Origin of the sequence: Parvularcula sp. LCG005, assembly GCF_032930845.1 — a bacterium.
In the GTDB taxonomy this organism is placed as follows: domain Bacteria; phylum Pseudomonadota; class Alphaproteobacteria; order Caulobacterales; family Parvularculaceae; genus Parvularcula.
Map to the genome: position 1 here is coordinate 2,669,703 of NZ_CP136758.1, position 15,759 is coordinate 2,685,461.

The 15,759-nt window shown below is 55.7% G+C and carries 9 protein-coding genes; 4 read left to right on the forward strand and 5 right to left on the reverse strand.

The features are described from left to right. Positions 1 to 70: 70 nt before the first annotated feature. The 4 genes from RUI03_RS12760 to RUI03_RS12775 all read left to right on the forward strand — a co-directional run bounded on the left by RUI03_RS12760 (position 71) and on the right by RUI03_RS12775 (position 9,396). Complete coding sequence (locus RUI03_RS12760; RefSeq protein ID WP_317287852.1) at positions 71 to 4,378, forward strand: CheR family methyltransferase; 4,308 nt, start codon at positions 71 to 73, stop codon at positions 4,376 to 4,378. A gap of 17 nt (positions 4,379 to 4,395) precedes the next feature. Next, entirely contained in the window at positions 4,396 to 4,761 is a 366-nt protein-coding gene (locus tag RUI03_RS12765) for a response regulator (RefSeq protein WP_317287853.1), read from the forward strand. 1,000 nt (positions 4,762 to 5,761) lie between these two features. Then, positions 5,762 to 7,312: an alpha-L-fucosidase gene (locus RUI03_RS12770; RefSeq protein ID WP_317287854.1), complete on the forward strand. Its 1,551-nt coding sequence runs from the start codon at positions 5,762 to 5,764 to the stop codon at positions 7,310 to 7,312. 14 nt (positions 7,313 to 7,326) lie between these two features. Continuing rightward, a complete protein-coding gene (locus tag RUI03_RS12775) occupies positions 7,327 to 9,396 on the forward strand; it encodes a beta-galactosidase (RefSeq protein WP_317287855.1) in 2,070 nt (689 codons plus the stop codon). Positions 9,397 to 9,634: 238 nt separating this feature from the next. Here RUI03_RS12775 and RUI03_RS12780 read toward each other — a convergent pair whose 3' ends face one another. From RUI03_RS12780 to RUI03_RS12795, 5 genes are all read right to left on the reverse strand, one after another. Beyond that, positions 9,635 to 11,863: a methyl-accepting chemotaxis protein gene (locus RUI03_RS12780; protein WP_317287856.1), complete on the reverse strand. Its 2,229-nt coding sequence runs from the start codon at positions 11,861 to 11,863 to the stop codon at positions 9,635 to 9,637. A gap of 975 nt (positions 11,864 to 12,838) precedes the next feature. Beyond that, positions 12,839 to 14,083, reverse strand: a complete 1,245-nt coding sequence (locus RUI03_RS12785) for an RHS repeat-associated core domain-containing protein (protein WP_317287857.1) — start codon at positions 14,081 to 14,083, stop codon at positions 12,839 to 12,841. A gap of 51 nt (positions 14,084 to 14,134) precedes the next feature. Continuing rightward, entirely contained in the window at positions 14,135 to 14,743 is a 609-nt protein-coding gene (locus RUI03_RS12790; RefSeq protein WP_317287858.1) for a hypothetical protein, read from the reverse strand. Continuing rightward, positions 14,734 to 15,492, reverse strand: a complete 759-nt coding sequence (locus tag RUI03_RS14775; protein ID WP_410795876.1) for an RHS repeat-associated core domain-containing protein — start codon at positions 15,490 to 15,492, stop codon at positions 14,734 to 14,736. The genes RUI03_RS12790 and RUI03_RS14775 overlap by 10 nt, the downstream gene beginning before the upstream one ends. After that, positions 15,429 to 15,710 carry a hypothetical protein gene (locus tag RUI03_RS12795; RefSeq protein WP_317287859.1) on the reverse strand — a complete coding sequence of 94 codons (282 nt, stop codon included), beginning with the start codon at positions 15,708 to 15,710 and terminating at the stop codon, positions 15,429 to 15,431. The genes RUI03_RS14775 and RUI03_RS12795 overlap by 64 nt, the downstream gene beginning before the upstream one ends. Positions 15,711 to 15,759 lie beyond the last annotated feature (49 nt).

The following is a 15,759-nucleotide window of genomic DNA, read 5'->3' on the forward strand; positions in this document are numbered from 1 at the left end:
AAATGAAAATCGCAGGCGATCCGGGCATACAAGGTTATGTCTGACGCCCACGAAGGCAGCAGGACGGACGTTGGACAAACAGGTCGGTGATTTTCCTATTGTGGGGATCGGTGCGTCAGCCGGCGGCCTCGAAGCGCTCAATGAGCTCGTCAAGGCGATCCCGGAACGGTCTGGTCTCTGCTACGTCATCATCCAGCATTTGTCCGCAGAGCATCCGTCCATCATGGACCAATTGCTCAGAAAGCACTCCAGTATTCCGGTCCAGAAGATTGAGGACGGGATGCAGGCCAAACCGGACACTGTCTTCGTCATCCCCGGCGGCCCCTCCCTGTCGATCGAGGGCAACCGTTTTGTCCTGCACGACCGCGTCACCGATGGCGGCCTCCGGACGCCGATTGACGAGTTTTTCAGCTCTCTGGCGAACAGAAATGGTCCGGCCTGTTTCGGCGTGATCTTGTCGGGCACCGGCACCGACGGCACGCTGGGCATTCGTCAGATCAAGAGTGCCGGCGGCTTCGCCATTGTCCAGAAAAGTGAAACTGCTCGATTTCCCGGTATGCCGGACAGCGCGGCGGCGACGGGCCTAATCGACTTCACGCTCGCCCCGGCTGCGATCCCCGGGCGAATCTTGGAAATCGTGGCGCATCGCGAGCAGCTCACCACAGATGGCGGCGGGTCCGATCGTTTCAGGGCGGATATCGAACTTGCGCTACCAGATATATTGGGCCTCATCGATCGCTCGAATGGCCATGACTTCTCGCAATATAAAACCGGCACACTGATCCGTCGGATCGAGCGGCGCCTGACACTGGTACGCGACCGCAGTGTCCAACTGTTTGTCGAACGGTTGCGGGACAGCGAGGAGGAACGGACCGTTCTGCTGCAGGATTTCCTGATCGGCGTCACCCAGTTCTTCCGCGACGAAGATGCGTTCGAGACCCTGAAACAGGATGCCCTTCTGCCCCTGTTGAACCGGGACCAGTCCCGCTTCCGGATATGGGTGCCCGGCTGTTCGACAGGGGAAGAAGCCTACTCCATCGGCATGATGGTGCATGAGATCCTGGAGGCCAACGACGATCCTCGACCGTTCCAGATTTTTGGTACTGACATCGACATGGCTGCCCTCAGCCACGCCCGGCGCGGTCACTACACGGAAAGTCAGATCTCAGGCCTGTCAGCGGCACGCCGGGAGCGATATCTGATCGCCGACCAGGACCAGTTTCAGATCGCACCGGTCTTGCGCGAAAGCTGCGTCTTCGCGCCTCATAATCTGCTGCAAGATCCGCCCTTCTCGCGCCTTGATCTCGTGTCATGCCGGAATTTGCTGATCTATCTTTCAAGCTCCATTCAGAACGTCATCATTCCGCGCTTTCACTACGCCCTTAACAAGAAGGGATTTCTGTTCCTCGGATCGTCTGAATCATTGGGCAAACAGGACCGCTACTTCACGACCGTTGACCGGGAAAGTCGCCTGTTCCAGCGAAATGACGGCGAAGAGCCCGGCTATTCCAGCCTGATGAGTACACGGAGCGATCACCAGCGACGCGAGCGTCGGGTTCCAAGTGCCTATACTCTGCCTAGTCGAGCTGTGTCAGGAACGCCGGATTTCGAGCAGCAGGTGCTGACCTTCTTTGCCCGGACGAGCGGCGCACCGTTTGCTGTCGTCAATTCCGTCGACGAAGTGACCTTCCTCTCCGAACGGATGGGGAAATTCGTCGAACCCGCCATGGGCGTATTATCCGCTAGTCTCGATCAATTCCTCGTCCGCGCCCTGCGGTTGCCGGTCAGGTCAGCTGTCGCAGAAGCCAGATCGACCCGAGAACTGACGATTGAGCGCAATATTGTGGTTCAGTCTGGCACGACAACAGACCTTGTCGATGTCGAAGCAAGACCCGTCCCGTTCATCGACGGGGCGGTCATGGTGACACTACAGCCCGTCCGGTCGCAGGACCTGACAGAGTTTTCTGCATCCTCCGACGACCGCGACCGCGCCGAGCGTGACATGATTGAGCGGGAGCTCACCGTCATGCGTCAGCAGCTGAGCCGCACACTGACGGACTATGAAGCCACCGAGCAGGAGCTGAAAAGCTCCAACGAAGAGCTTCTTTCGATGAATGAGGAGCTGCAGAGCTCCAACGAAGAACTCGAAACATCCCGCGAAGAGCTCCAGTCGATCAATGAGGAGCTGGAAACGATCAACGCTGAATTGTCCGAGAACAACAGACAGCTGGTGGAAGCCAACTCCGATCTGCGCAATCTCTTCGAAAGCACTGACATTGCGACCGTGTTTCTGGACAATAATCTGTGCGTTCGCCGGTACACCCCTGCCTCGCGGCGGCTGTTCGGCATTCAGGACAGGGATATTGGCCGCCCCATCAACGACCTGAAATGGAAGGTCAGCTATGACGATCTGGAGGCTGATGCCGCACAGGTGACCCAGACGCTGCAGCCTATTGAACGGGAAGCTCGAATAGACGCCACGGAAGAAACGTTCCTGATGCGCATTCGGCCTTACAGGCGGACGGACGATCGGCTTGATGGCTGCATTATCACATTCGTTGATATCACCGGACTGAAAAAAGTGGAGAAACAGCTCCAGCAGAACGCGGACACCCTTTCCCGTCAGTATGCAGAGCTTGAGTCGCTTTACGATATGACGCCGGTCGGCCTGAACCTGCTTGATCGCGACCTGCGCTATTTGAGGATCAATGAACGCCTCGCCGCCATCAATGGGTTCCCCGTCAAAGATCATATCGGCAAGCGCCAGGATGAGCTTGTCCCCGATATTGACGAAAAGGTCAGGGCCACGCAGCTGGAGGTTCTGCGCACCGGCACGGCGAGCCTCGGCAATGAAGTTGAAGGCACCACACCGGCTGACCCTCATGAGAAGCGGTACTGGCTCGTCGACTATTACCCTGTCGTGAAAGACGGCGTTGCGATCGCCGTAGGCTGCTGCGTCACCGACGTGACCGAACAGAAGCGGCTGCAGCAGGCGGTTGAGCGCGGCATCTCCGCCCTCGCTGAAAGTGAGAAAAAACTTCGTCGCATTTTCGACGAAGCGCCGGTCTATATCGCCCTGCACGAAGGGTCTGAGCACCGGTATCTCTACGCAAATTCCGCCCTAAAGGAATTGATTGGTGAGCCGAACATTGAGGGGAAAGCCCTGCGCGACGTTCTTCCGCTGGTTTCGGACGTGCAGCAGCACGCCCATTTTGACAGTGTCCTGACAACTGGGGAGGCCGTCCAGCTGCCGGACCTGCGGATCACGGTCAGACCCGATGACGGCGAAACCCGCGATGACCGCTGGTATAGCGTCACCCTGCAGCCGTGGTTTGGCCCCGATGGCAAGCCCGAAGGCGTGATGAGCTTTTCCTTTGATGTCACCGAGCAGGTGCTGGCGCGCAAGACCATCGAGGCCAGCGAGCTGCGCCTCAATTTCGCGCTGGAGGCCAGCCGCCTCGGCGTGTGGGAGCTCGACCTGACGACCAAGACCGCGCAGCGGACCGCCCGTCATGACAGCATCTTTGGCTATCAGAGCCCGCTGGACCGCTGGACCGCCGACCAGTTCGTCGAACACGTCCTGCCCGATGATCGCGAAGCGGTACAACAGGGTCTGGCCATCGCGATTGAAAACGGTGTGGATTGGCAGTTCCAGTGCCAGATCCGGCGTGCCGACTGCGCGATCCGCTGGATCGAAGGCCACGGTCGACCGCAGATGGACGAGAGCGGCAGACCAGTTCGTATCCTCGGCACTGTCGTTGACATCACCGAGCGCAAGCTTGCCGAAGAGAACCAGACCCTCCTGCTGCATGAGCTTCAGCACCGGGTGAAAAACACTATGGCCACCACCCTGGCCATCGTCCAGTTTTCGGCCAAGCGGGCAACAGACGTGGCCTCCTTCAGCAAGACCTTGCGCAATCGCCTGAGCGCGATTTCCCGGACCCATGACCTTCTGACGAAGGGAAACTGGGAAGGCGCTTACTTACGGGCGGTTTTTGACACCGAACTCAGCGCCTATACGGGCGGGCCCAACCACCGGGCACGGTATGAGGGCGAGGACGTCTATCTGGATGCCAAGCAGATGCTGTCCCTGACACTTGGCCTTCATGAGCTTGCCACCAATGCCGCCAAATACGGCGCCCTTTCGTCCGATGAAGGGACGGTTGTGTTCACGGTCCGCACCGATGAGGACCGGATGGTGCACCTGACCTGGGAAGAGATGGGCGGTCCGACAGTGACGCCACCTCAGGACGGCGCGTCCGGCTTTGGGTCATTCCTCCTGAACAGGGTGTTGGGATCGGACCTGAAAGGCACTACAGAGGTCGAATACCGCCCTGAGGGCCTGCGATGCCAAATTCATTTTCCTTTGGCACAATAGTGCTGTAGCCTTGCCATATGAAACGACCGACCATCCTGATTGTCGAAGATGAGGCTCTGGTAGGGCTCGCTCTGGCTGAAAAATTCGAAGACAGCGGGTATGGCGTCATGGGGCCGTTTGCCTCGGTCGAAGAAACCTTGCAGGCGGTAACCGCCAGCCGGCCCGACGCGGCCCTTCTCGACATGAATCTGGGCTATGGCGACACGAGTGAACCCATCGCCGAATGGCTGGCCAGTGCCGACATCCCCTTCGCGTTTCTCACCGGCTATAGCGAGCTGAAACCCAGCAAGGAATGGCTGAAGACCAAGCCTTTTCTGTCCAAGCCCGTCGACCCCGACCGGGCCGTGGCCGAGGCTGAACGGCTTCTGACGCCGATCGCCTAGGCGGCACTCCGCGTTTATTCCGCTGGCGGACTACTTCTTGACTCTGATCGGATTTTTTCGACAGAATGGCGGACGAGACGGACGCTAGGCGCCGCTTTAGGGCAATGGCGATACGTCACTGATTTTGCCTGGTCTTTTCATACAGGGATGTGCCGCGGGAGAATGTGCGTCTTAACGGCAAAAGAGCCCTATGGTTTGCATTCGACCGGTGAACCATCTGTGCCGCCAGTAGGCCCCTACCAATACAAACGGCCGTCCCACCATCATTCGTCATGCTCCCACGACCGTCTCAGGTCATTTGGGTACCGCCAGTCCTCAGCAGCGGGTTCGTGCCGTTAGCGGCATAGGTCTCTGACACCGCGCCCAACTCATCGTAAAAGCACACGCTGTATTGTAATGCCCCTATCTCCCGGTCTCTTTTAAATATCGCAGATACGTCAATGCTGTTGAAACACCAATAGCTCCAACGGCAAATCTCAATAAAGCCTGGTTATCAAGACCAATCGCAAACGTTGCGACTGATGTAAAAAATAATATTGCGCAAAATCCGAAAGTGATTGCCCATGAATTATTCATTTTCACTTACACCTTAATTTCGTTACAATTATATCTGTCGTAATCTATTTGGGCGGCGACTGCAATATTAACAACCGCTCCACCTACGACCGCAGATGCCCGCAAAGCCAACTTAGCCATCGTCGCCGCCGTTATCGCCACCCAGCCCAGCATGTCGGACAAACCGTAGCATCAGATCTTGCCTGCACGAATGAGGTTGGCGAGCGCCTCGACGATTTCCTCGACCGGCGTGACACCGTCGCAGAACGATAACCTCAACGAAGCGCATCACCGACCATTCGCATGCTTTTCCCTTATTGGCCTCAATATCTTACTTCCCTTATTGAGCCGCGCTTTTACCTATGGCAGCGTGGTCGCAGATAAAAAATACGCCTGCAAAGAGGCAGAGCGCTCAGGGCGCCTACGATGCGATGGGAGGACACACATGGTAGATTTCGACAGGCGCAGCCTTATGGGCGCGCCGCTGGCCGCCGCTTTGGGCTATGCGGCTTTGGGCACGCGGGCCAAGGCCGATGACAGGCCAAGCGCGCCTCCCATTCAGAACGGACCATTCCAGCCGACTCCAGAATCGCTGAACAGGTTCGAGGCACCGGACTGGTTTCGCGACGCCAAACTTGGCATCTGGTCACATTGGGGGCCGCAGGCTGTGCCGCGCATGGGCGACTGGTACGCCCGCTGGATGTATGTGCCGGGCCATCCGATCTATGATCACCACATCAACACCTACGGCCATCCGACCCGGTTCGGTTACAAGGACATTCTACCGCTCTGGAAAGCGGAAAACTTCGACCCCGAAGGGCTGATGACCCGATACGCTGAGGCGGGCGCGAAATATTTCGTCAGTATGGGCGTCCACCATGACAATTTCGATCTGTGGAATTCAAAGCACCATCGCTGGAACGCCGTGGCAATGGGTCCGAAGCGTGACATTGTCGGGAGTTGGCAGAAGGCGGCGCGCAAGCGGGGCTTGCGCTTTGGTGTGTCGGAGCATCTGGGCGCCAGCCATAACTGGTGGTATCCCAGCCACAGCTATGACCAGTTCTGGCCGGAGATTGGAAAGCCCTATGACGGCGCCGATCCTCAATATGCTGATCTCTATCATCCGGCACACAACGAACCTTACATCGGGACCGGCCAGTCGTGGTACACGACGGATCCAGCTTTTCACCGCATCTGGTTCAACCGAATTCGCGATCTGGTCGATTCCTATCAGCCCGATCTGCTTTATACGGATGGCGGCATTCCGTTTGGCGCGACAGGCCGCGCGTTGGTGGCGCACCTCTACAACAGCAGCCTGAACCGTCACGGCAATCCAGAAGCCGTCTATTGCAGCAAGGATCTGGGCTCAGGCGAATTCTATAAAGACGCCGGGATTCAGGATGTTGAACGCGGCGTGCTGCCCGGCATCAACCCTCTTCCCTGGCAGACAGATACGTCCAATGGCGACTGGTTCTACAGCGACGATTATACCTACAAGACGCCGCAGCAGGTCATCGCCATGCTGATCGATATCGTGAGCAAGAATGGCAATATGCTTTTGAATATCGTTCAGTATCCGGATGGAGACCTTCCGCCCGAATCTGATGCGCTGCTGACAGCGCTGAGCGCCTGGATGCGGGTCAACGCTGAGGCCATCCACGGCACTCGCCCGTGGAAAATCTTCGGCGAAGGCCCAACGCAGGCGACGCATGGGGCGTTTCAGGAAAGTGGCGACTACACGCCACAGGACATCCGCTTCACCACTAAAAAGGACGCCCTCTACGCTCTGACGCTGGCGCAACCGCAGGGCCGGGTTTCGATCCCCTCACTGGCGCGCACCTCTCCCCATGAGAGCCGTGTTGTCAAAAAGGTGCGACTGCTGGGCAGCGATGCGTCTTTGACCTTCAGGCAGACCGACAATGCCCTCGAAATCGACCTGCCATCCACCTTGCCGACGCTCTTCGCGAGCGCCTTCGAAATCACTTTCAGCAATTGAAGCGCGAGATTTCCATGAACCTGAAACCCGTTTTGGTCAGCGCGCTGGCGCTTCTCTCCGCCCCAGCTTTTTCGGCCGTTTCCCATGCGCAGAACACAGGCGCTCCCCCAGCCGGGCAGGTGCAGTGGGACGACAAGGACAAGCTCTATGTTGGTACGAACTATCAGCCGGTGGATCGCACGCAGGAGCAGATAACGTATGACATCGGTCTGATGAAAAAGGCGGGTTTCAACGTCGTGCGCATGGGCGACCTGTCGTGGGATTATTTCCAGCCGGCCGAAGGGGTGTTCACTTTTGAAGCTTTTGACAGCGTCATTGATCAGATGCACGCCGCCGGAATCCGCGTCATCCTCGACATTCCGGGACAGCCAGCCCCCATGTGGCTGCATCATGAATATCCTGGCGTCGATCTGGTGACGCAGGATGGCGTGCGCCTCTACGCCGCCGAACGCTACATGGACAATATTTCGGACCCGGACTATCTGCGTTTGGTCAGCGATCTGGCGGACGCCATGCTGAAACGCTACGGGAATCACCCGGCGGTTATCGCCATCGGCTATAACAACGAAATCGGTAACGGTTTCATGTCCTATTCAGAGGCCGATAAAGTCCGTTTTGTCAGTTGGCTGAAAGAAAAATACGGCACACTCGATAACCTCAATAGCGCATGGGCGACCCAGCGCTGGGCACGGACCCTGACCTCATGGGATCAGATTGAAATCCCCTATGGTGACGGGCCAGGACCATTTGAACGGTATCTGGATCTGCGGCGGTACTGGTCAGAAGCCACGATTGACGTGCTGATGATTCTCGAGAGAGCCCGGCGTAAATACGCACCTGACAAGCCTGCTATCTCGAATTTGTGGGACAGTAGTGACCGCAAGGGCTTTGATTATCTTTCGACGCACAGGGACTATGTGACCCACGGGGCCCACGGCTATTACAACGGTGATGCCATTGGTGGCGGTTTCGAAACCATGATGATGCGCGGCGCGTTGCCCACGCCAAGCTGGTTTGTCGAGTTCCAGGCCGGCGGCGGCGGCTATTACGGCACCCGTGGACGGTCACGCATGTGGGGCTATTTCGGCCTGATCAATGGCGCGCAAGGTATGCTCGCCTGGACGTTCAACAGTCATCTGGGCGGCGAAGAGCAGGCGCTGTTCGGTCTTATCGATCACGATGACACCCCGTCATGGAAGCTCGATGAATGGGGCGCTATTGCTGAAGAATTCAGGATGATGGCGAAAATGGGCTTCCCGCGCGAGCTGAACCAGGAAGTGGCCATCGCGTATTCCTTTGAAGCCAAGGTGGCATCTGCGCCGAAGAGCTGGTCGAATACGGTCGCGCAATACATCACCACGCCATATATGGAGCAGGCGCATAACGCGTTTGCTGCTGTCTATAACGACAATATCGATGTGGCGGTCATCAATATCGGCCATGAGGATCTCAGCCCATACAAGTTCGTCGTGGTGCCAGGCATCTATCTGATGGATCAGGCCTCTGCCGACGCAATCCGCACCTATGTAGAAAATGGCGGCACGGTCATCATGACCGCGTTCAGCGCCAAGGTGGACGAGACGAACCAGTGGTTCAACACACCCTTGCCCGGTCGGCTGTCGGACGTGTTCGGCCTGAAGACGAATGAGTTCTATCGCCATTATGGACCGCTGAACGGGAAAGTCGGTGATGCTGAATTCAGCACACCAATTACTTTTTACGAGGTGCTGGTCCCATCAACGGCAAAGGTGCTTGGGCGTATTGAAAATGTCGACGGCAAACCACCTGCGGTGACCGTCAACACATTCGGCAAAGGCCGGGCCATTTATGTAGCCACCCCTGCCCATCCGTCTGTCATGCAACCAGTCTATCAGGGCCTCTACGAAAAGCTCGGCATCAAGCCCGGCCCGAAAACCCCTGAAGGCGTTTATGCGCGCGTGGTCGACGGACGGACGCTCTATGTGAATGCTTCGTACGGACCAAAAGACGTCATGATTGATGGCCGGAAAAAAGGCCTGCTGTCCGGAAAGACCTGGGACGGCACGCTGCATCTCGAGCCTGATGGCGTGGAAGTGCTGGAATAGCGTATGGCCGAGAGCGGGACGCCAGGCACCGTCGCGCCAGATTGTCCGTGTTCCGTTGATATTGCTGGAGCCTTTGTCACCTCGGTGCTGGCGACGACAGATAAAATCTGACCACAATCTTTAACAAACGGAGGAGGAAGAAAAATCGAGCCGTTGGGCGCTTGCGGCGCGGCCCGACATCTTCCTCTCAGCAATAAGCCTCGCAGCGACACTCAACCCCTGATGAGGAGGCCGGCGCTTAAAACTCATCCCATGAACTGTCGGCCACCGGGCGCCCACCACCAGCGGCGACCGCTTTCCGAGGCGCGTGAGCCAAGGAGGCCATGGGCGCCTTCCTCGACGGCATGACGGCGATTTGTGCGCCGGTACTGAACCGTCTCGTTGATTGTTGAAGGCTTTCGGCTTCGTTCGCCAAGACAGCGCTTGCTGCGGTGACCTCTTCAAATGCAGCCGCTTGCTTTTGCGTATTCTGGTCGACCTGCGAGACGGCCGTCGTAATCTCGTTGATACCAATCACCTGCTGCGAAATGGCAGTCGAAATTTCGTCCACGCCCTTTGAAATACTCACTACACTTTCTGCGATCGCGAAGAGCGAGGCCTGTGCGTCGGAAACCTTCGATACACCCTCAGAAACAGCATCGTCGCTGCGATTGATGACGCCATCGATTTCTTTCGCCGCCTCACTCGCGCGTTGGGCCAGTTGCCGCACTTCGGCCGCAACAACCGAGAAGCCGTTGCCAGCCTCACCGGCGCGGGCCGCCTCGACGCCGGCATTCAATGCCAGGAGATTGATCTGGAAAGCAATCTCGTTGATCACGCTGACAACTTGCGCGATCTCCTTCGACGCTTCCGAGATGCGGGTCATTGCCTCAGCAGCATCCGCAGCAATTTTACCGCTTGATTGCGCGGTGTCGCGCGCCGTTTTGGCATTTTGGCTGGCGTTGGAGACATTGCCGCTGACTTGTTTGATGCTGGTTGAAAGTTCCTCCAGCGCAGCCGCCGTTTCTTCCAGAGAGGCCGCGTTCTGTTCTGCCTGACGAGAAAGTGTATTTGCTGTGTCGCGCAATTCAGCAGAAGACCCGGCCAATGTACCGCCACTGGTCGTGATATCGCCAACCAGCGATTTAAGCGATTCAATCATGCTGTTGGTGTTGTCCTGCAGTACCGCAAATGCCCCCCGGAAGTCGCCCTCCATGCGTTGGGTCAGATCACCATCGGCGACTTTCTCCAAGACTTTTCCGGTAACAGTCAGCCCACGGTCGACCGCACCCATCAAATTATTGATGTTGCCTGCCAGATCGTTCAGGATTTGATCCGTAAACTTAGCATCGACGCGGTTCGAAAACTCGCCATCAATCGCGGCTTCCACGACTTGACCGAAAGCCTCACCCAATTCGCGCATCATTTGTTCACGATCCTCGGCGGCTTTGCGGTCATCTTCTTCTTTTTGCCTGGCCAGCTCGACCTCGCGTTGAGCGGCTTTTTCACGCTCCGCAGCAAGCTCAGCCATTTTCCGTGACGCTTCTTCCTGTTCATGGTTCAGCTTCGCTACGCGGATGGCGTTTTGTTTGAACACCTCAGTCGCGCGCGCCATGTCGCCCACTTCGTCCCGACGGTCCTGACCAGTAATGACAACAGTGTTGTCACCATCGGCAAGACGGTTCATCAGCCCTGTCAGCGTTTTGATCGAATTTCCGATATCCGACCCCACGACAAACGCCGTTGCGAGACTGGCGACCAGAGCAAAAATCAGTACAGCAATGATCGTAACCACCGTCATCTCGCGCGTGGCGTTATTCGCCGCTTGGCGAGATACCATCAGCTCCTGTTCAATCGACTTGAACTCAGACATCAGGCGACGAAATTCGTCGAAATAGACCTTGCCACGCCCCTCCGCGACGAGTTTCACAATGTCGTCCATGGTTGCAACATTGTTGCTCGTTTGAAGCTGTCCCATCACCGGGTCAGCACTGTCGTTTGTCTCAAGCGTTGCCGACATGTCTTGCTTCGGCATCGGATCGCCGATACGACGGCGCAACTCGATCTCCCGCTCGGCGAGTTCCGTTTGCCATTGACGGAGTGTGGCTTCGACTTCTTGCAGGCGAGCCACCTGCGGCGGATTATCGCTAACTGTTGCACGTAAATCGGCAAGGTCACCAAACGCTTTATTCGCACCCGACTTGTACGGGTCGAGGAAGCTTTCTTCGCCCGCCAGCAGGTAGCCACGCAAACCGGTTTCCATGTCCACCGCTGAGGCGACAATAGCATCCGCTTTACTCAGAACCTTCTGTGTGTGGTCTACCCAACCTTGCGTGCGATGCATCTTCGCCAAATTGATTTCAGCAACCGCGCCGATAATCAGCATAAGAACGAGTGGTACCGCCGCGCTGAACAGCACTTTCGGCCTCGTATTGAAGTTGGAAATAGAAAAGCGACGAGGAGCAGGTGACGAAGGGGTCAGTGACATTGGATACGATCCTACCAAGGAGATCGAAACCTAATACGCGGCAATTCTTTAAAGATCGTGATTACAGAAAATTCTGCCGAAACTGTTCAGGACAATTCGAAAAAATGTATAACAAAAGATGATTGAATTTCGGATAATTATTTCAGTGACAAAACCTTGAAGCGTCGCGCCGCACGACACCCAAAATGAACCAATCGTTCCCGCGCGACTTAAGAATGGGCTCAGCGAGTGAGTAGGCACGATGAACACGTCGGCGTTCCCCGCCCATGACCGCGCCTGCGTTCGTCATCGGTGCGCCCACTCGATCCGATCGCGACCCTTAACGCATGACCTTAGCAGCGGCAAAAATAGTAATAAAAACAAGGAATGGCGGAGAGAGAGGGACGCTAAGCACCGGCGCAGCACATCAGCCCCAAGATATTGAATATGCTAATATTTTTAAACTGCGGCGCGCATTGAGAGAGCGGGAACCTTAACAGAGATCTTAACAAAAATGCCGCTGCAGAACTGTGTCGACGAGGTGACTTTTCTGGACAGTCAACTTCCCCCGCTCCGGATACGGAAGGCTTTCAGAACCCTAGGTGTCCGTCCCAGCGCGACCATTGCCGTCGTCAAATAGTTCGAGACGTCATTGGCATAGGCCATTCCGCAATCATTGGTCATGTTCCCACGACCATCATACGCATTCGGGTACCGCCGGTCTCCAACAGCTGGTTCGGGCCGTTAGCGGTGTAGGTCTCTGACACCGCGCCCAGCTCATCGCAAAAGCACACGCTGAATTTTAATGCTTCTATCTCCCAGTCTCTTTCAAATAACGAAGATAAGTCAAGCCTGACGAAATACCAGCGGCACCGATGGCAAAAATTGACAACGCTTTATTGTCAAAACCTACCGAATAGGTAGCGATCGATATGAAAAGGAAAGTACAGCAAAATCCAAATCCGATCATCTTCGATTTTCGCATATTGTCTCCATTTAGCGTTCAGCGCAATTTAACTGGTCGTATTCCATCTGGGTGGCCACCCCAACAACAGTGACGGCTCCACTCACTACCAAAGAAGCTCTCAACGCCAACTTTGACGCCCCCCTAACGACAGTCGTCCTCCAGCCTTCCTCGGTTGATATGCCCCAGGCCGCTCCACCCACGTAAGTAAAGATTCTCATCGTTTCAGCCATCGCCTCGCACTTCTCCTCGAGACTGAGCGGATGCTCACGGCTACAAATTCTAATCGCTGCTCCAGTTTTACCAGCGCATGCTTCTTTTCGGCTCGTTCTCTCACCATTTTGCTGACGTTGGCTTTGCCCTTCTTGATGCGTCGGCTCCGGCACATCCGGCCTAAAGGCTTCTTGTGCATCCCACCAAGCATCAAATTGGTCATCTGACGAACGGCTGTATCCACCACGGCCACAGCCACTGCCGCCGCAATCGACGACCATCACATCATCAATCTCTTCCTCTGGGAAGAAATTTTGGAACAGCCCACTCGGGTCCCTGCCATTCACCGGGTCGCCGCCGACATAGGCGTACATGTGCAGGCCATCGCCATAGCCGATGGGATCGGTCTGCATGAACCGGCCAATGCCAGGGTGATAGGCCCGTGCCTTGTAGTGATAGAGGCCAGCCGTCTTCAGATAGATTTGGCCTGTATACTGAAAGCGCGTTGAGTTGGTGGACGACGGATCTCCATAATCGTCATATTTGTTCCGGGCCACATAGCCGCCGCTATTGTTCGTGACCATGATGATGGAGCCGCGTTCATCCGCGCTCATATAGCGCCGCGTAGAGCTGCTCATGCTCGCGCCATTGTACCAGACAATCGGCTCATCCACGCCCGGGCCATGGACATAGCGCGCGATGATTGTACCTGAGCTGTTATACTCAGCGATGATATCTGCGCCATCATAGAGGAAGCGGCTGTCAATTGCAGTGCCACCGCCAATAGGCGTCCCCTGCTCCCGATATAAGCGCCCCTCAGGATCGTAGGTGTATGTCCCCGCGCCATTATTCGCGGTCTTCAGATGATTGTAGACGTCATAGGTATACGCCGTCCCCCCGTCATTGGTCATGTTCCCACGACCATCATAGGTCATCTGGGTACCGCCGGTCTTCAGCAGCTGGTTCAGCCCGTTGGCTGTGTAGGTCTCTGACACCGCGCCCAACGCATCGTAATAGCCGCTATTGGTCTGGGACTTCGACGTGATCTGGCTGAAGGCGCCCAAAGCGAAATCTCGGCCACGACAAGCGATCCATAAAAGGACGAGGCGAAGCTTTTAACCGCCTTTGCACGAATTACAGCTCCAATCATCTAATAGTTTCTGAGTCAAGGCATGCATTTCGAACAATTTTTTTTGCTGCCCGTCTCTAAATCCAACTTCGTAAATGAGATTTTTATATCTCCATATTGAACTACACATACCTTCTGCTTTGGCATCCCCCATTGCAAAACAAGACGCCACAACAATACCGTCAGAGTCCTCATACACCCATCTTGTTGCAGCGTTCTCCGGATGCCTTTCCTGAAGGCCATTAGGATATTTTCCTGGAATGTCAGAGGCATAACTGGAGGTTGCCGCACAGGCTGTCTCAAGCTGGTTAGTGGTGGGTGGCGTTGAAGGCTTACACGTCCGATCCGCTATATATACCGAAACCAGATGCTTTTCTGAACCATCAAGATAGGTGGGAAGATAAAAATGAAAGGTCTCCACACCAAAAACCTCACCCAATAAACCTCCAGGAAGAAGCAGATGCCTTTTTGGAATAATAAAATAGTTTCCTTCGATTCGTACGGTTCGACTTTTTTTCAACAAATCAAGACCTAGAAAAGAAGCGGCGATTACCAAAAAAATCATGAAGATTAAGCGACGAACTTTCATTTGCATCCCAACCATATTTTCTGCGTAAGAAATGCCTCAAACGATGTCCCGCTGTAGGGTGAGCCTCCGAAAGCAAAATGCGGCAACCCATGCGCATCGAAAACCCTGTAGTGATACCGCGCAATTTGCCCTGCAGACGGATTGCCAAATTCCTTTACAGCGTCCACGTGAGCGCGCATTAACTCGACGCTTATTTGTTCGATTTCATCCGTATAGCTTATATTTCGGCTCATTGCCGGATGTAAAATATCTCGCCGAAGTAGGTGGCTTGCAAGGCTAAAATTTGCCACTTTCCCCCTAATCCCCTCGTTATTGACAATCTGCATTGCAACACGCGCCATAGGATCGTTTCGATCAAATCTGGATGAGTAGAACGGCTGCCTATCGCCGTTATCGCTTGCCACTTGTTCCTGGTCAGAAATTGGTGGCGACTTACACTCTTCACGCGGAGACCAACGGTGTTGTGGAGTTGGGGTATAGAATACCCCCGGCGTCATATGCTGGAACTTTGGACCCTCATCCGGAACATCCGCACAATCTCTACGTGATCCACTTCCCGACCCACCAGACGTGGACCACGAGCCGGTGGTATTGCTATTGTTATAACTGTAGTAGACGTCCCAACACTCTTGCTGCAACCCACTCGGGTCCCTGCGATTCACCGGGTCACCGCCGACATAGGCGTACATGTTCAGCCCATCGCCATAGCCGATGGGGTCCGCCTGCAGGAACCGGCGGGTGAGCCGAGCCGCCACCGGTTCGAGGCGACGGCGAACGGGTGATAGGCCCGCGCATTGTAGTGATAGAGGCCCGCCGCCTTCAGATAGATTTGGCCCGTATACTGAAAGCGTGTTGAGTTGGTGGAGGACGGATCCCCATAAACGTCATATTTGTTCCGGGCCACATAGCCGCCGCTATTGTTCGTCGACGAATATATTTCACCGAACGGCGTTTGAATTTCGGTCTGAACCACAGCCCCATTCGCGCTTTGGTGCGCGACGGGCGTGCCCAGATGATTTAAG